Origin of the sequence: Streptosporangium sp. NPDC006013 (assembly GCF_040614275.1) — a bacterium.
Lineage (GTDB): Bacteria > Actinomycetota > Actinomycetes > Streptosporangiales > Streptosporangiaceae > Streptosporangium.
Genome location: NZ_JBEXUE010000209.1, coordinates 1 through 16,799 on the forward strand (window position 1 = coordinate 1; position 16,799 = coordinate 16,799).

General features: G+C 69.7%; 13 protein-coding genes. 7 read left to right on the forward strand and 6 right to left on the reverse strand.

The features are described from left to right. Nucleotides 1-208: 208 nt before the first annotated feature. Complete coding sequence (locus ABZ260_RS28005) at nucleotides 209-1,108, forward strand: hypothetical protein (RefSeq protein WP_355623574.1); 900 nt, start codon at nucleotides 209-211, stop codon at nucleotides 1,106-1,108. 97 nt (nucleotides 1,109-1,205) lie between these two features. On the opposite strand, the gene ABZ260_RS28010 is transcribed toward ABZ260_RS28005, so the two are convergent. After that, complete coding sequence (locus ABZ260_RS28010) at nucleotides 1,206-2,252, reverse strand: LacI family DNA-binding transcriptional regulator (RefSeq protein WP_355623577.1); 1,047 nt, start codon at nucleotides 2,250-2,252, stop codon at nucleotides 1,206-1,208. A gap of 163 nt (nucleotides 2,253-2,415) precedes the next feature. Between ABZ260_RS28010 and ABZ260_RS28015 the strand changes: the two genes are divergently transcribed. The 5 genes from ABZ260_RS28015 to ABZ260_RS28035 are packed head-to-tail and all read left to right on the forward strand — an operon-like array spanning nucleotide 2,416 to nucleotide 9,544. Then, complete coding sequence (locus tag ABZ260_RS28015) at nucleotides 2,416-4,353, forward strand: beta-L-arabinofuranosidase domain-containing protein (protein WP_355623580.1); 1,938 nt, start codon at nucleotides 2,416-2,418, stop codon at nucleotides 4,351-4,353. 9 nt (nucleotides 4,354-4,362) lie between these two features. After that, nucleotides 4,363-5,754, forward strand: coding sequence for an extracellular solute-binding protein (locus tag ABZ260_RS28020; RefSeq protein ID WP_355623583.1), 1,392 nt, complete (start codon nucleotides 4,363-4,365; stop codon nucleotides 5,752-5,754). 4 nt (nucleotides 5,755-5,758) lie between these two features. Continuing rightward, the gene (locus ABZ260_RS28025) at nucleotides 5,759-6,682 is read left to right on the forward strand and encodes a sugar ABC transporter permease (RefSeq protein WP_355623586.1); all 924 of its coding nucleotides are present in this window, start codon (nucleotides 5,759-5,761) and stop codon (nucleotides 6,680-6,682) included. After that, nucleotides 6,679-7,584 (forward strand): carbohydrate ABC transporter permease, encoded by a 906-nt coding sequence (locus ABZ260_RS28030; protein ID WP_355623589.1) that lies wholly within the window; start codon nucleotides 6,679-6,681, stop codon nucleotides 7,582-7,584. Before ABZ260_RS28025 ends, ABZ260_RS28030 begins: the two co-directional genes overlap by 4 nt. Nucleotides 7,585-7,606: 22 nt before the next feature. Continuing rightward, nucleotides 7,607-9,544 (forward strand): Ig domain-containing protein, encoded by a 1,938-nt coding sequence (locus tag ABZ260_RS28035; RefSeq protein WP_355623592.1) that lies wholly within the window; start codon nucleotides 7,607-7,609, stop codon nucleotides 9,542-9,544. Between the two features lie 64 nt (nucleotides 9,545-9,608). Here the strand turns inward: ABZ260_RS28035 and ABZ260_RS28040 are convergent, their stop codons facing one another. From ABZ260_RS28040 to ABZ260_RS28055, 4 genes are read right to left on the reverse strand one after another with little or no spacing between them, the layout of a single operon-like run. After that, on the reverse strand, nucleotides 9,609-11,405 hold the full coding sequence (locus tag ABZ260_RS28040) for a beta-L-arabinofuranosidase domain-containing protein (protein ID WP_355623595.1): 1,797 nt from the start codon (nucleotides 11,403-11,405) through the stop codon (nucleotides 9,609-9,611). After that, nucleotides 11,398-12,183, reverse strand: a complete 786-nt coding sequence (locus ABZ260_RS28045) for a carbohydrate ABC transporter permease (protein WP_355623598.1) — start codon at nucleotides 12,181-12,183, stop codon at nucleotides 11,398-11,400. Before ABZ260_RS28045 ends, ABZ260_RS28040 begins: the two co-directional genes overlap by 8 nt. Continuing rightward, nucleotides 12,180-13,112 (reverse strand): sugar ABC transporter permease, encoded by a 933-nt coding sequence (locus ABZ260_RS28050; RefSeq protein ID WP_355623601.1) that lies wholly within the window; start codon nucleotides 13,110-13,112, stop codon nucleotides 12,180-12,182. Before ABZ260_RS28050 ends, ABZ260_RS28045 begins: the two co-directional genes overlap by 4 nt. Continuing rightward, nucleotides 13,109-14,371, reverse strand: a complete 1,263-nt coding sequence (locus tag ABZ260_RS28055; protein WP_355623604.1) for a sugar ABC transporter substrate-binding protein — start codon at nucleotides 14,369-14,371, stop codon at nucleotides 13,109-13,111. The genes ABZ260_RS28050 and ABZ260_RS28055 overlap by 4 nt, the downstream gene beginning before the upstream one ends. 207 nt (nucleotides 14,372-14,578) lie before the next feature. Between ABZ260_RS28055 and ABZ260_RS28060 the strand changes: the two genes are divergently transcribed. Continuing rightward, the gene (locus ABZ260_RS28060; RefSeq protein ID WP_355623607.1) at nucleotides 14,579-15,601 is read left to right on the forward strand and encodes a LacI family DNA-binding transcriptional regulator; all 1,023 of its coding nucleotides are present in this window, start codon (nucleotides 14,579-14,581) and stop codon (nucleotides 15,599-15,601) included. 129 nt (nucleotides 15,602-15,730) lie between these two features. Here the strand turns inward: ABZ260_RS28060 and ABZ260_RS28065 are convergent, their stop codons facing one another. Continuing rightward, nucleotides 15,731-16,627 (reverse strand): serine hydrolase, encoded by an 897-nt coding sequence (locus ABZ260_RS28065; RefSeq protein ID WP_355623610.1) that lies wholly within the window; start codon nucleotides 16,625-16,627, stop codon nucleotides 15,731-15,733. Nucleotides 16,628-16,799 lie beyond the last annotated feature (172 nt).

The following is a 16,799-nucleotide window of genomic DNA, read 5'->3' on the forward strand; positions in this document are numbered from 1 at the left end:
GCCCGCGTGACACGTGGGCGGCCGAAGAGCGATGCCGTTCCCCAGCGGGCCGGTGCGCGACCTGATCATGCCGGCCGGGGTGCTCGGGGCGGTGGCACAGACCGCTCGGCCACATCGGCGTACCTCGCCGTGTCACCGCAGGACGACGGCACGGCGGTAGCGCCCGGTGACGCTCGCGCCTAAGGATCTCCCGGCGTACCGTGTCGGTATGCGTGAGGGACATGCGGAGGACGCGAGGACCGAGGCCAGACGACTGATCCGTGACCTACTGGGCGAGGAGCGGCCGGACGCCGCCCTGCTGCTGGGCGAGGCGGGAGCGGCGCTGGGCGCCGACCGTGTCGCGCGTTCCGTCGAGCTCGCCCGAGGCGCCCCCCTCACCCGCAGATCCACCGAGCTCGCCGCGCTGGCCGCCCTGCTGGTCGGAACCCGCGAGCTCGGCGAGCGGTGGTGGCGGCGCGAGCGCGGCGGCAAGCTGCCCGCGCCGGACGAGGTGCTGTGGAGCTCCACCGCGATCGAACCGTGGACCGACCTGACGGTTCTGGAGATGCTCGCCGCCTGGATCGCCGACGACGCGGCGGACGAGACCTGGGGCAGCCCCGCCGCCGTCACCGACCTCAACTCCTGGCAGGCCGAGGACCGGGTCGAACTGCCACCCGACGCTCGCCCCGGCCAGCGGATCGTGGTCTCCTTCGACGCGGGCGGCCGCCTCGACGCGCTGGTGCTGCGCCGGGCGGACAACGAGCTCGGTTCCAACCTCGACTTCGACTCCCTGCGCTACTCCCGTCCCGCCGAGGCCCAGTGGAGCTGGGGCGTCGCCGCGGGGCTGGGCCCGCACCGGCTGGACGAGCATCCCGACCCGTACGAGCAGCCGGTCGACACCGAGGCCGCCGAGACCCTGCACACCTGGGCGCTGCGCCAGGGCGCCTCCGCGGAACAGGCGGGTGCGGTCTGGCGCAACAGGGGCGACGTCATCGCCGCCATCGAGCGGATCGACTGGATGTGGCGCAGCGGCGAGTGGTTCGCCTGGTGGCGCGGGGTCTCGGCCCTGGTCGACGGCGAGCCGGAGCAACTGGCCGCCCGGCTGAGGGAGATCGCCGACGCCTTCTGACACGGCGACCGGGTTTTCGGTCACCGTCCCGCCGGAACCGGAGGCTCCAGGCGGCCGGGCTCTCCGGCCGCCGCTTCCAGGACCCGGTGCGGGCTCCTCAGCGGCCCGCCGGAGGCGGTTCCCCGCGGGTGGACTCGCGTAGCACGAGGCTGGCGGGCATGACCCGCACCCCGCCCGGCTCGGGGGATCCGCCGATGGCCGACAGCAGGTGTGTGGCCGCGGCTCTGCCGATGTCGGTGAGGTTCATGTCGACGGTGGTGAGCGGTGGGCGGGAGGCGACGGCCATGGGCTCCCAGTTGTCGAAGCCGACCAGCGCCACGTCGCCGGGGATCGCGCGCCCTCGCTCGCGCAGCGTCTCGGCCACCCCTCGCGCGATCTGGTCGCTGCCGCAGAAGACCGCGTCCACGTCGGGATGGGCGCGCAGCAGGATGTCGGCCCCCTGCCGTCCCCACTCCTCGCTCCACTCCCCGAAGAGCACCTCGCCCATCAGCGGGAGCCCCGCCTCGGCCAGCGCCGCGGTCATGCCCGCGGCGCGGCGGTTGGCCGCAAGGAAGCGCTGCGGGCCGGTCACGTGGCCGATACGCGTCCTGCCGGTGGCCAGCAGGTGCCGGGTGGCCAGTTCCCCGCCGCCGACGTCGTCGGGGATGACCGACAGGTCGGCGGGATCGGCCGACTGGGTCATGGCGTAGACGACGGGCACCGGGACCCGGCCGCCCAGGCTCGGCCGGGGCTCGGTGCGGCGGCCGGTGACGATGAGGCCCTCCACTCTGCGGGCGAGCAGGCGCTGCACGTAGTGCTGCTCCCTGATCGGGTCGTCGCGGGTGTCACACATGAAGACCGCTATCTGCCCGGCGCCCAGTGCGTCCTCGGCGCCGAGCATCACCGGGATGCTGAACCGGCCGAAGCTGTCGCTGGTGACGAGCCCGACCGTGAAGGTCCGCCCGGCCAGCAGGTTCTGCGCGGTGGCGTTGGGCCGGAAGTCGAGCCGCTCGGCCGCGCTCACCACCCGGGCCCTGGTCTCCTCGCGGAGCTTGCCGGTGCCGCTGAGCGCCTTCGAGGCGGTGCCGACCGACACCCCCGCGGCGGCGGCGACCTCCCTGATCGTCACGGCCCGCGCGGACGGCCCGCTGATCGGATGAGACAAAGGTTTTCCCCCTACAGTGCTCGCCGACCTGCTACCCGTGCATTTTAGACGTCACGCTTGACAGAAGCACACTATGAACTGTTGACGAACGGAAGCAACGATCTTACTTTCTGAGGAAAACCTATTCCTTTGTTTCCTTGTGGCGGAGTGAGAGAGGAGCTCGATGACGACCTCAGGTGTCCGGGCCGGTCAGATCAGCGGTCCCGTCGTGCCGACGTCCGAGGCCAGGGTGGCGCAGCGCCCACTCGGCGTCGGCGACGTCACGATCACCGGCGGGCTGTTCGGCCGCTGGCAGCGGATCAACCGCGAGGCCAGCATGGCCCTGGGGCTACGGCAGATGGAGGAGGCCGGCAGCCTGCCCAACCTACGGCTCGCGGCGGGGGAGGGGGAGGGCGAGTTCGTCGGTTACCGCTTCCAGGACTCCGACCTCTACAAGCAACTGGAGGCCGCGGCCTGGGAGCACGCCCGTGAGCCGGCTCCCGAGCTGGCACGGTTCATCGCCGAGTCGGCCGAGGTCCTGGTGCGGGCGCAACGGGCCGACGGGTACCTCAACTCCCACTACCAGCTGGTCAAGCCGGACAAGATCTACGCCGAGCTGGAGTACAGTCACGAGCACTACTGCGCCGGGCACCTGTTCCAGGCGGCCGTGGCCGGGGCACGGGCCGGCGGAGACGAGCGGCTGCTCGCCGTCGCCGTGCGCCTGGCCGACCACCTGGTGGAGGTCTTCCTGCGCCAGGGCCACCCCGGCATCGACGGTCACGCCGAGGTCGAGACCGCGCTGGTCGAGCTCTACCGGCTCACCGGCACCCGGCCCTATCTCGAACTCGCCGAGAAGTTCGTCAACGACCGCGGCCACGGCCTGGTCGGCGACAGCGGGCTGGGCGTCCACTACCTGCAGGACCATCTGCCCGTACGGCAGGCCCGCACCGCGGTGGGCCATGCCGTGCGCCAGCTCTATCTGGATGCCGGCGTCGTGGACGTCTACCTGGAGACCGGTGACGAGTCCCTCCTGGAGTGCTCGATCCGCCGCTGGGAGGACACCGTCGCCACCAAGACCTACCTCACCGGCGGGATGGGGTCCCGCCACTCCGGCGAGTCGGTCGGTGACCGGTACGAGCTGCCCTCCGATCGCGCCTACAGCGAGACGTGCGCCTCGATCGCCGCCGTCCACTGGAACTGGCGGCTGCTGCTGGCCACCGGGCACGCCAGGTACGCCGACCTGATCGAGCGAATCCTGCACAATGCCTTCGCCGCCTCCACATCGGCGGACGGGACCAGGTTCTTCTACGTGAACCCGCTCCAGCGCAGGGACGACCACCTGGAGGGCGACTACCTGGGCCGCAGGCGGGAGTGGTTCGCCTGCGCCTGCTGCCCGCCCAACATCATGCGGCTGGTCTCCTCGCTCGGCCACTACACCGCCACGACCGGCCAGGATGTCCTGTACGTCCACCAGTACGCCCCGGGGACCATACGCGCCGAGCCGGCGGGCGACCGGATCACGCTCACCACCGACACCGGCTACCCGTGGGACGGCTCCGTCAGGTTCACCGTCGACCAGGCGGGCGGGGGCGAGTGGGCGCTGGCGCTGCGCATCCCGGGGTGGAGCGCCTCGGCGCGGCTCACCGTCGCCGGGGAGTGGGTCGGCGCCGTCCCGGACGAGCGGGGGTACGTCGTGCTGCGGCGCGCGTGGCGCGAGGGCGACACCGTCGAGCTGACGCTGGACATGACGCCGCGCCTGGTCTACCCGCACCGCCGCATCGACGCGGTCCGGGGCTGCGTCGCCGTCGAGCGCGGCCCGCTCGTCTACTGCTTCGAGCAGATCGACCAGGAGCGGGGTGTCGAGCTGGACGACCTCGCCCTGGCTCCCGGCGCCACGCTCCGCGTCCTGGCCGAGGACGAGCTGAAGGGGGTGGGCCGCACCGTGCGGATCGAGGTCGACGCCCTGGCCGTCGCCCAGCCCCGGGCCGGCGGCCTGCCGTACTTCACCGGCTCTTCCACGGAACCGGTCACCGCCGAGCGGGTGACCGCCACCGCCATCCCCTACTTCCAGTGGGACAACCGGGACGGGCGCGCCATGCGGGTCTGGCTTCCCCTCACCTAAGGACACGCAATGGTCATACCGAGAACATCGCTGGGACGACGGGACCTGCTCAGACTGGGTGGCCTGGCCGCTCTCGGCGCGGGCGCCGTACCGCTGCTGGGGGCCTGCGGCGGCCCCGCGGCCGACGGCGACGCCGAACTGCAGTTCATGTACTGGGGCTCGACCTTCGAACAGAAGGCCGTGGACAGGATGCTCGGCCAGTTCACGCGGAAGAGCGGTGTGCGGGTCAGGCCCCTGTACACCCCCGACGAGTACGACGTGAAACTCAACACGCTGATCGCCGGAGGCAGGGCGCCCGACGTCGGCTACGTGCCCATGGCGATGTCCTACCGGCTGGCAGCGCAGGGCAAGCTGGTCAACCTCTTCCCCTACCTGTCGAAGTATCCGCAGCTCGCCAACCAGATTCCCGGCTCCTACCTGTGGTACGGCCAGGACAGGCTGCACGGCACCACGACGGCCAACGAGATCGAGCTGCTCTGGTACAGCAGGTCGGCCTTCGCCGACGCGGGAGTGCCTGCCCCGCCCGCCGACGCGGCCGCCGCCTGGAGCTGGGACGACCTGGTCGCCAACGCCTACCGGCTGACCGCCGACCATGAGGGCAGACACCCCGACGAGTCCGGCTTCGACGCCAAGAGGGTCAGGCAGTTCGGCGTCTCCAGCAGCATCACCTACGGCCCCGCCTGGTACGGCTTCCTGCGCGGCAACGGCGCCGACATCGCCGACGAGAAGGGCACCCGGTGCCTGCTGGACACCCCGGAGGCGATCGAGGTCTTCCAGAACCTCCAGGACCTGGTGCACAAGCACCGGGTGGGGCCCGGCCCCGGGCAGCTGGCCGCGACCGGCGACGACCCGCCGGGGACCAACATCCTGCTGAAGACCAAGCGGGTCGCGATGGTGGTGGACGGGCACTGGAGCCTGCTCGACATGGTGGACAGCAAGGTCGACTTCGGTATCGGCGTCCTGCCCAAGTATCAGGAGCCCCTCACCGCCACCCACGTGGCCGGCGCGTCGGCGGTCTTCGCCGGAGGCGAGAACGTCGAGAAGGCGGTCGAGCTCTTCGTCTTCCACAACGACCCCAGCTACGTCGACCTGTTCAAACAGGGCCTGTGGATGCCGCAGGAGCGCAAGTACTACGAGGACCAGGCGGCCATCGACTCCTGGATCAAGAACGAGGTGCACCCGCCGGAGTTCCGCACCGCCGTGGTCGACTACGCGCTCAAGCACGGGGTGCCGACCTACGGGCCCCGCCTGAAGAACCTGGAGAAGATCGCGAGTGAGGTGCTGACTCCGGCGTTGCAGCAGATAGAGCTGGGCGAGCGCGGCGCCGGCGAGATCCTCAGGACGGCGGCTCCGAAGATCACCGCCCTGCTGCAGGGCTGGCACCACACCCAGGAGCTGTGACGTCGTGACCGCGTCTCCCGGACGACCGGCCCCCACGATGTCGGGTCAGCGCCGGCTCGAACGCCGCTGGGGTGTCATCCTGGCGCTGCCCGCGATCGTGGGGTTCGTCGTTTTCACCGCCGGCCCGATGATCGCCTCGTTCCTGTTCAGCCTGACCGACTGGCAGATCGGCGGCACCCCCTCACCGGTCGGCCTGGCCAACTACACGGCGCTGGCCCGCGACGAGCTGTTCCTGAAGTCGCTCGGCACCACGACGTACTACACGCTGGGCGCGGTCCCGCTCGTCCTGCTCGTCAGCTTCGCGGTCGCCATGCTGCTCAACCAGAAGGCGCGTGGCCTGGCGGTGTGGCGGACGATCTTCTACCTGCCGACGCTGGTGCCCGCCATCGCCAATGTCGTCCTCTGGCTGTGGATCTTCAATCCCGACTTCGGGCTGCTCAACGCGCTGCTCCGCCAGGGTGGCCTCCCCACCTCCCAGTGGATCTACGGCGTGGACTCGGCGATCCCCTCACTGATCGTGATGAGCACCTGGGGCTTCGGCAACACCATGGTGATCTTCCTGGCCGGACTGCAGGGCGTGCCCCGCCATCTGTACGAGGCCGTGTCCATCGACGGCGGGGGCGCCTGGCGCAGGTTCTGGCACGTGACCCTGCCGATGATGACCCCGACCATCTTCTACAACCTCGTGGTCGGCGTGGTGGGCACCTTTCAGGTCTTCAACCAGGCGTACGTGATGACCGAGGGCGGCCCGGACAACGCCACCCTCTTCTACGTCTACTACCTGTTCCGCAAGGCGTTCAGGGAGAGCGAGATGGGCTACGCCAGCGCGCTCGCCTGGGTGCTCTTCATGATCATCATGGTGGTCACCTTCCTGATGTTCCGCAACGCGCGCCGCTGGGTTCACTACGAGATGGCCGGTGCCCGATGACGACCCTGACCGCTCCCGACCGGCGGGAGCTCGGCGGTACGGTCGCGCCGACGGCCGGGCTGAGGCCCCGGCGGCGAGGCCGCCGCCTGCTGTTGTACGCGGCCCTGGTCGCGGGGGCGATCCCCACCCTGCTGCCGTTCGTGTGGCTGGTGCGCAGCGCCCTCATGCGCGACAGCCAGATGTTCGTCTCTCCGCCCGAATGGGTGCCCCGGCCCTTCGAGTGGGGCAACTTCAGCGGGGCGCTGACCGAGCAGCCGTTCGGTCTCTACTTCGTCAACACCGTCGTCATCGCGGTCATCACCGTGCTGGGCACGGTGCTCACCTGCGCCGTCGCCGCCTTCAGTTTCTCCAGGCTTCGCTGGCGCGGGCGCAATGTGGTCTTCGCGCTGCTGCTCAGCGGGGTCATGCTGCCCTACGCGGTGACGATCATCCCGACGTTCGTCATGTGGCAGGAACTGGGCGCGCTGGACACGATCATCCCGCTGACCGTGCCCGCCTGGTTCGCCGGGGCCGGCGGCGGCGTGTTCAACGTCTTCCTGATGCGCCAGTTCTTCCTCACGATCCCCTTCGAACTCGACGAGGCCGCCTACATCGACGGAGCCTCACCCTGGCGGGTCTTCTGGACGATCGTCATGCCGCTCTCCAAACCGGCGGTCGTCGTCGTCACGATCTTCACGTTCGTCGGCACCTGGAACGACTTCCTCGGCCCGCTGCTCTATCTCAGCGACCAGCGGGACTACACGCTCTCCCTTGGCCTGGCGTCCTTCCAGAGCATGTACATCACCCAGTGGGGCTACCTGATGGCGGCCTCCGCCGTCGTCATCGCGCCGATCATCGCGCTCTTCTTCTTCCTCCAGCGCTACTTCATCGAAGGTGTGACTCTCACCGGCATCAAGAACTGACCGCCCGAGAAAGGCATGTGGAATGCGACGAACAACCATCGCGGTCGCCCTGGCAGGGCTCGCCGCACCGTTCTTGATCCACACCCCGGCCGCGCAGGCGGCGCCTGAGGCACAGGTCATCGACATCTTCGGCAGGACCGTCAACGACTACGGCGTCAAGCTGGTCGACTGGGAGGGGTACATCGCCAACCCCTACGTCGAGCTGACCGTCAGGCCCCCGCAGGGCGTGCGGTACCCGGTGACGATGAACATCAAGGCCGAGGGCACCTCCCGGTTGATGATGGACCTGCCCAGCCAGCTCACCGCCACCGGCGCGACCAAGACCCTCACGTTCGCCAACGCGTCCGAGCAGAAGATCTTCCGGCTGGCGATCCACTCCAAGCGCGGACCCGGCGCCGACGAACAGTACACCCTCAAACTGGACAGCAGGGACGCGGGCAACATCACCTACCAGCAGACCTTGCCGATCAAGGTCCAGCAGGACCAGAAGACCGCGATCGAGCCGGGAATCCCGATCAACTTCGACTACCGCTACGACACGATCACCGGCTACTTCGGCAACCCGGCCTTCCGCGCCACCGCCGAGGAGGCGGTCAAGGACTGGTACCGGTTCTTCGACGTCCAGCCGTTCGACACCGTCGCCGCGGGAGCCGAGAACAACCACCTGCCCGGCAACGACTGGGCGAACTCCATCAACGTGACCAACAACCAGGCGTACAACGGCATGTGGGTGTTCCTCCGGGGGATCCAGAGCCCGTACTCCACCGGATACCCCGCCGCCAACGGCAAGTACAGCACCAGGAACGGCCAGCAGGTCCCCGGGCCGCTGCACCGCTCCACTGCGATGATCTTCGAGTACGACGAGGCGGGCAAGCAGCTCTTCACCTCCCTGGCCGACGAGGACTGGTACAAGACCGAGATCCAGGGCTCGGTGCTCGACGTCTACGGTCTGGTCATGCACGAGTACGGCCACGCCGTCGCCTACCACAGCGACTGGGCGGGCATGCGCGACTACGTCAACGGCTCGGGCGCGGGCGACCAGGAGGTCATCGACTACCAGGGCCGGGCCATCCCCCTGGACACCAGCTACCACATTCCGGGGACCGAACCCTACTGGGACCGCCTCAGCGGGCAGAGCGGAGGCTGGACGCACCTGTTCCCCACCCGCAGGTGGATGCCGACCAAGCTCTCCCTGCTGATCGCCGAGAACACGGGCTGGAAGCTCAACCGCAACCTCACGCCCTTCCTCAAGCCGTCCATCGTCACCACCGCCCTGCCGCAGGCGACACCCGGCCAGGCGTACCAGCAGACGCTGGTGGGCAAGGGCGGCGTGCCCTTCTACGACTGGCGGATCACCGGGGGCGCGCTGCCCGCCGGGCTCAGCCTCGACCGGTTCACCGGAGCGATCAGCGGCCAGGTCACCGCGCCGGCCGGCTCCTACTCCTTCACCGCCGAGCTCCGCGACTACGACAGGCTGAGCGCGCCCGTCTCCAGAACCTTCCAGCTCAACGTCGGCACGGGCACGCCCACGCAGGTCAACCAGGCCACCGCTGCGACCCCTTCGGCGTCCTTCACCTCCGCCTGGGAGAGCGTCGCCGCGATCAACGACGGCATCGACCCGCCGGGGTCCAACGACACGGTCAACCCGCGCTGGGGCACCTGGCCCAACACCGGTGAGCAGTGGGCACAGCTCACCTGGACGTCGGCGCGGACACTCGGCTCGGCCGACGTGTACTTCTTCGACGACAACGGCGGCGTGCGGCTGCCCGCCTCGTGGAAACTGCAGTCCTGGAACGGCAGCGCCTACGTGGACGTGCCCGGCGCGAGCGGCTACCCGAGGGCGCTCAACCAGTACAACCGCGTCACCTTCACGCCCGTGACCACGACCCGCCTGCGCGTCCTGATGCAGAGCGGCACGGCCTCGGTCGGACTGCTGGAGGTGAAGGCGTACGGCACCTGACGGCTCGTATCGCCGGCGCGGGCCGCGCCGCGCCGGCGATACCGGTGGGTCCCGGGGGCGCGGGTCAGCTCAGTGGTAACCACACGCGCATGCTCGCCGGCCCCCGGTTGCCCCAGCGGTGGTAGGGGATCAGCCGCAGCGGGATCTCCTGTCCGTCCGCGGTCCGCCGGTCGCTCCGGTAGGGCCAGGCGCCGTCCTCCGGTGGCGTCAGTGCGGCCTGAACGTCCAGCTCGACGGTCCCGTCGACGTGCCGTTCGACCGGCGTGAGGGGTTCCACCGTGACCTGCGCCAGCGGAGGCTCGTCGCCGGTGGACTCGGCGCAGTAGACGAGCGGGCCGCGTTCGACGGCGGCGCACCCGCGGACCGCGTCCACCCGCCGGTCCGGGAAGGTCCAGCGGGGCCGCATCGGCAGGTCGAGCCGGATCCGGTCTCCCGGCCGCCAGTCGGCCTCGGCCGTGGCGTAGCCGGGCTCGGCCGGATGTGACACGCCGCCGTAGGTCAGGGTCGCGCCCTGGGCCCAGGGCGGTACGCGCAGCGAGATCCGGCCGGCCCGGCCCTCGACGACGTGCGCGGTCACCGTGCCCGACCAGGGGTAGTCCGTCTCGATCCGGAGCGCGAGACCGTCGTGGCGGATCTCGCCGGGCGTGTAATGGTGGATGCGCAGGGCGTCGCCGTCCGCCGCGGCCAGGTAGGCGGGGAGCGAGGCGAGGGTACGGGCGATGTTGTTGGGGCAGCACGACACGTCGAACCAGGGCGAGCGCAGGCCACCCTCGGAACCGTGGTTGACCCCCTCGCGCGGCTCGGCCGGGACCCGTACCTGCAGCGGGTTGACATAGAAGAACGAGCGTCCGTCCAGCGCCACCGCCGTGGCGAGCACGTTGTACATGGTCCGCTCGGCCAGGTCGGCGTAGCGCACGTCGCCGGTGGCCAGCAGCAGCCGGTGCGACAGCATGATCGAGGCGATGCAGGCGCAGGTCTCGGAGTAGGCGCGGTCGGCCGGCAGCTCGAAGTCCTCGCCGAAGGCCTCGTCCGAGTGGTGCGAGCCCACCCCGCCGGTCAGGTGGACGCGCCGGGCGACGGTGCGCTCCCACTGTGTCTCGACCGCCCGCAGCAGCTCCGTGTCACCGGTCTCGACGGCCACGTCCACCGCGCCGCAGGCGAGATAGAGGGCGCGCACCGCGTGCCCGCGGAACACCCGCGCCCGCCGCACGGGCAGATCGTCCTGGAAGTACGCGGGATGGAACTGGATCTCACCGAGGGCGGGCCTGCCGCGCCGCTCGACGAACCTGCGGGCCATCTCCAGGTAGCGCTCGGTCCCGGTGACGCGGTACAGCTCGACCAGCGCCGTCTCCACCACGGGATGACCGCAGGTCTCCTCGGTGTCCATGAAGCGGGCGCAGACGTGGTCGGCGGCCCGGCGGACCACCTCGGTCAGCGTGTCCTCGCCGTGCGCGCGGAGCCGGGCTACGCCTGCCTGGATCAGGTGGCCGTAGCAGTACAGCTCGTGGCCCCACTCGAAGTCGGTGTAGCGCCGCCCGCTCCAGCGGGTGTTGAGGTAGCCGTCCTCCTCCTGCGCCCGCGCCACGGTCGCGGCCAGCTCGTCCAGGGCGGGATGGTCCGACCAGGCCATCCCCTCCAGCAGCTTGTAGATCTCCGAGTCGGAGAACTCCCGGCCCCGGCGGGGAGTCACGCCGCGGAAGTTGCCGATCCAGCCGACCCGTTCCATCCACTCCTGGCAGTGGGCGATGACGACCTCGCGGTTGAGCGCCATCCGGTCACCCCAGAAACCCGGGGTGAGCCGTACGGCATCGAGGCCGAGCGGGGACAGTACCCCCGCCGAGGGCATGACGGGACTAACCACGCAGGGCTCCTGACATGAATCCGCGCACGTAGTGGCGCTGGAGGACGATGAAGAGGATCAGGCAGGGCACGGCCATGACCATGACGCCGGCCTGCAGCATGCCGTAGTCGACGGCGCCGAACGTGCGCTGGGTCATGCTGACCACGGCCACCGGCAGGGTGAAGCTCGCACCGTCGTTGAGCAGGATGAGCGGGGCGAAGAAGTCGTTCCACGAGGCCAGGAAGGCGAACAGTCCGACCGTGACCAGGGCGGGCCGCACCGCGCGCAGCAGGATGCGGGCGAAGGCGCGGAACGTGCCGCAGCCGTCGACGAGGGCGGCCTCCTCCAGCTCGCGCGGGATCGCCTCGAAGGCGTTGCGCATCATGAACAGCGCGAACGGCAGCTGGAACATCACGAAGACGAGCGCGAGCCCGATCAGCGAGTTCTGCAGCCCGATGTAGCCGAGCAGGACGTAGAGCGGGATCAGGATGGTCGCGTACGGCACCATCAGGATCGCCAGCGTGGCGAGGAAGAGCAGGTTCTTGCCGGGGAAGTCGAAACGGGCGAAGGCGTAGCCGCCCAGGGCGGAGACTCCCAGCGTGCCGGCGACGGTCATCGCCGAGACCAGCACGCTGTTGGTCAGGTAGGTGCCGACGCCCTCGCCGAAGCGGGCCATCTCCAGGTAGTTCCCGGCCCCGCCGTCGAAGGAGGACCAGCCGCTCCACAGCAGGGGGAACAGGAAGAGCACCGCCAGGGCCGACATCGTGGTGTAGTAGGGCGTTCTCACCGGTCTGCTCACTTCGACCTCCCGAGCACCCGCATCTGCAGGGCGTTGAGCGCGACCAGGGCGACCAGCAGCACGACGGACAGCGCCGCGGCGCCGCCCAGATCGAAGCGGAAGAACGCGTCGCGGTAGACGACCATGACCATGGAGACCGTGCTGTTGTCCGGGCCGCCGTTGGTGAAGATGAAGAACTGGTCGAAGGCGAGCAGGGAGCCGGTGATGCTGAGGACGAGCATCAGCGCGAGCGTGGGACGGAGCAGCGGCAGCGTGATCCTGGTGAAGATCTGCCAACGACCGGCGCCGTCACTCCTGGCCGCCTCGTAGACCTCGACCGGGATCGACTGCAGCCCGGTGAGCAGGATGAGCATGTTGAACCCGGCGAACCGCCACAGCACCAGCGCGATCGTGGAGAACAGCGCCATGTTCGGGGTTCCGGTCCACCGCACCGGCTCGTCGGTGAGGCCCAGGGCCCGCAGGATCGGGTCGATCGGCCCGAAGTCGTTGTTGAGCATGCCGTAGAAGAGCAGCGCCGCCGCGGCGAAGCCGACCGCACCCGGCAGGAAGAACGCGGTACGGAAGAAGCCGACACCGGGCCTGCGCTCCTGCACCAGCAGGGCCAGGCCGAGCGCCACGGCCGACAGCAGCACGGTCGTGATGGCGGTGTACTTCAGCGTGAAGCCCACCGCGTCGAGGAAGAGGGGGTTGTCGGCGATCTTGAGGTAGTTGTCCGGCGCGTTGAACGTCGCCCGGCCGAGCAGCGGCCAGCGGTTCAGCGACATCCAGACGACCAGTGCCAGCGGTGCCAAGAACAGCACGCCGACGATCAGGGCGGTCGGGGCCGCGTAGACCCAGCCCTGCGCCCGCCGGGTCCGCCACCAGGGGGGCGGCGCCGGGACGACTCCCCGCACCGCCTTCCCGTCATGCCTGGTCAGTGTCACCGTCATTGCTGCAGCGACTTGGTGATCTCGGAGTTGAGCTGGGCGACCTTGCCCGCGTCACCGAACACGGCCTCCCTGGCCAGGCGCAGCCACGGCCCCTGCGGGTCGTTGAAGGTCTGCCCGAACCGCAGCGCGTACGGCGTCTGTCCCTTGGCGACCATGGAGTTCATCAGCACCACCCTCGGGTCCTGGGCGGAGTACTTGTTGTCGGCCAGGTCGGTGCGGGCTGGAATGTCCTTGTTCTTGGCCATGACCTCGACCTGTGCCTCGTCGGAGACCGTCCAGGACAGGAAGTCCCAGGCGGCGTCGGCGTTCTCGCTGGTCGACGAGATGCCGACCGAGTCGCCGCCGACGAAGGTGGACTCCCCGCCGTCGGGGCCGGCGATGGGCGCGACGCCGACCCTCATCTCCTTCGGTATCGAGCCGAGCGTGGTCGAGGGCATCGGCATCACGCCGATCTCCCCCTTGGGGAAGAAACCGGTCCAGGTCGGCCCCTGCTCCTCCTTGGCGGTCGGGCCGGTGACGCCCTTGGCGTAGAGGTCGCGGTAGATCTTGAACACGTCCGTCATGGCGGCCTGGTCGTTGAGCGAGGTCGTGCCCTCGGCGTCCATGACCTGGGCACCCGAGGCCCACACCGACGGCCAGAAGGTGAACACGTAGCAGCCGCCGCAGTTGCCGCCGAAGAAGGTGCCGTGCACCTTGCCGTCCTTGCCGAGCTTCTCGTCGACGACCGTGGCCTGCTCGGCGAACTCCTTCAGCGTTGTGGGCCCCTTCTCGGGGTCCAGCCCGGCCTTCTCGTACAGGTCCTTGTTCCAGAACCAGACGGACAGGTCCAGGGTGTGCGGGAGCGTGTACGAGCGGCCGTCCAGCGTGCCCAGCCTGATGTGCGAGGGGGCGAGCTTGTCCTTGTAGGGCAGTGCGGCGATGCGGTCGCTGATGTCCAGGTACAGGCCCTGCGAGGTGTAGTTGGGGACGAAGATCACATCTGCCGCGAACACGTCGGGCAGCTGCTTCGCCCCGGCCGCGGCCGCGATGCGCGGCTGGTAGTTGTCCGTCGGGATGACCGTCAGCTTCACCTGGTTCTTGTGGCTCGCGTTGTACGCCTTGACCAGCCGCTCGCTCTGCGCCTGCGTCGCGGCGCGGGTCCACATGGTGATCGTGGTGGCCTCATCGGCGGGAGCGGCGGTTTTCTCGCTCCCGCCACAGGCCGCCGCTGTTGTTAGCGCTAACAATACGATGGCGGTCATCCCGACGCGTGGCTGCATGGTCTTCTCCTCTTCCGGCATCCCCCGCGACGCACGAAATAGAACTAAAAGGTTTTCGGAAACGTAAAAGAAACATCAGACCGTGTCAATCCCCTGCCAGCAGGAGGCTGACCTTGCTGTTGGGTGAGGGTGAGGGCTACCCTCTGCGTGGCCACCATCGCGATGGCCGACCCTGATGACAGGATGTAAAGAAAAGGATTTCGTCAGATGGCTGGCAGGCGGTCACGTGCGGTGACCATCAGTGACGTGGCCTCGCTGGCCGGCGTGTCGATCGCCACCGTGTCCAAGGCACTCAATGGGAAGGACAACGTCAGGGCCGACACCCGGCAGCGCGTGCTCGAAGCGGCCGAACAGCTCTCCTTCCGGCCGAACGCGCTCGCCAAGAACCTGCTGACCGGGCAGAGCCGTACGGTCGGCCTGTTGACCAGCGACAGCGCCGGGAGATTCGGGATCCCCGTCCTTCTCGGCGCGGAGAACGCCTTCGGCGCGGGGGAGATGGCGGTGATGCTCTGCGACGCCCGCGGCGACGTCATCCGCGAGCAGCACCACATCCGCATGCTCCTGTCCCGGCGGGTCGACGGCCTGATCGTGGTGGGGGAGAGCACCAACCCGCGCCCCTCCATCAGCCGTGACCTGCCGGTTCCCGTGGTGTACGCCTACGGTCCCTCCGACGACGCCGACGATGTCTCCTTCGTGCCCGACGACGTGGGCGGCGCGATGCTCGCCGTACGGCACCTGCTGGCCACCGGGCGGCGCAGGATCGCCCATGTCACCGGTCCCACGGACTACAAGGCCGCGATCGACAGGGCCGAGGGCGTGCGGCGAGAGCTCGCCGACGCCGGTCTCGAACAGGCGGGCGAGACCCTCTTTGGCGCCTGGTCCCAGCGGTGGGGGCGGCAGGCGGCCGAGATGCTGCTGATGGCGCAGCCCGACCTCGACGCGGTGTTCTGCGGCAGTGACCAGATCGCCGCGGGCTTCATGGAGACGGCCAGGGAGCGCGGCCGGCGCCTGCCCGCGGACATCGCGGTGATCGGCTACGACAACTGGGAGGTGCTGTCGGCCGAGACCCGCCCGCTGCTCACCAGCGTCGATCCGAACCTGGAACGGCTGGGGCACACGGCCGCGCAACACCTGTTCGCCGCCATCGACGGGAAGGTCGCCCCCGGCATCCACACCATGCCCTGCCGGCTCGTGATCCGCGACTCCACCGCACCACCCGGCCCTTCCTGAAAGGAGCCGGGAGCCGCCCTGAGGACAGGCCGTCCGGGCCTCGGCTCGAAGGGGCGGGCAGAGAACCTGCCGGCGGTCCCGCGCGGTGGCCCCCGTGGCTCCGCGCGGTGTTCCAGCCCGGTGCGGACCTCAGTCGCGGCCGGGGCCGGCGCGTAGCGCGTCGACGGCGACCCGAGCGGCCTGGCCGATCGCCAGGTCGATGTCGATGCGCCGGGTCGCGTGCAGCTGCTCGCTTCTGGCGAACACCGCCACCGCGTACCTCCCGCCGCAGGGATACTCGGCGACCCCCGCCTCCATGTGCAGGCCGGGCAGCGTCCCCGTCTTGGCGGCCACCCGAACTTCCGCGGGGAACCCCGAGGCGATCCGTGTCCAGGAGATCTGCCGCGCCATGTAGTCGCGCACCGCCGCGCATGCCTGCGGCGGTCCCGCCTCGTCGCGCCAGATCAGCCCGAGCAGCCGGGTCATCTCGCGCGCGGTGCTCGAGGTCGTGTGACCGGGGTCGAAGACCCGCAGCGCCCAGACCCGCTCGGCGGGCAGGGTCGGGAAGATCCGCGCGAACTCGGCGTCGTCCCGCGCCCCCACATCCGCGAGCATCGACTCCAGCAACTGCCTGGGCCCGCCGATCACCCGGGTGCGCCCCAGCCCCAGCTCCGCGGCCAGCATCTGGACGGTGTCCAGGCCTACCTTGCGCATCAGCAGGTCGGCGGCGGTGTTGTCGCTGACGGACATGGCGAAGTGGGCCAGGTCGCGGAGCGATATCTCCACGTCGTCCGCGCATCCGGCGGTCCCCCAGCCGCCGAGCCTGTCCCCGGCCGCCACCAGCACGCGCTCGGCCGGGTCGAGCTGGCCGGCCGCGGCCTGGCGGGCGAACTCCAGGACCAGCAGCACCTTGAAGATCGAGGCGATCACCACCTGCTCGTCGGCGCGTACCCCGACCTCACGCCCCCCGGTGATGTCCAGCGCGTGCAGATGACCGTCCAGGCCGGCCGCCGTGAAGATCTCCGCTATCCGTTCCTCTGTCGACACACCCGCAACGCTATCCAGACCCGCCGGCGGCCCGTGACGCGTGGCGAGCCGGATGTCTGTGAAGCCCGGCCGTCCATGATTTTGTTGGCCGATTCGGTTGATGATTACCGGGTCGCGGGAGACGCTGAGGGGACTCGGGCCGCGGACAGGATGGAGGAGGTTCCGTCGTGTC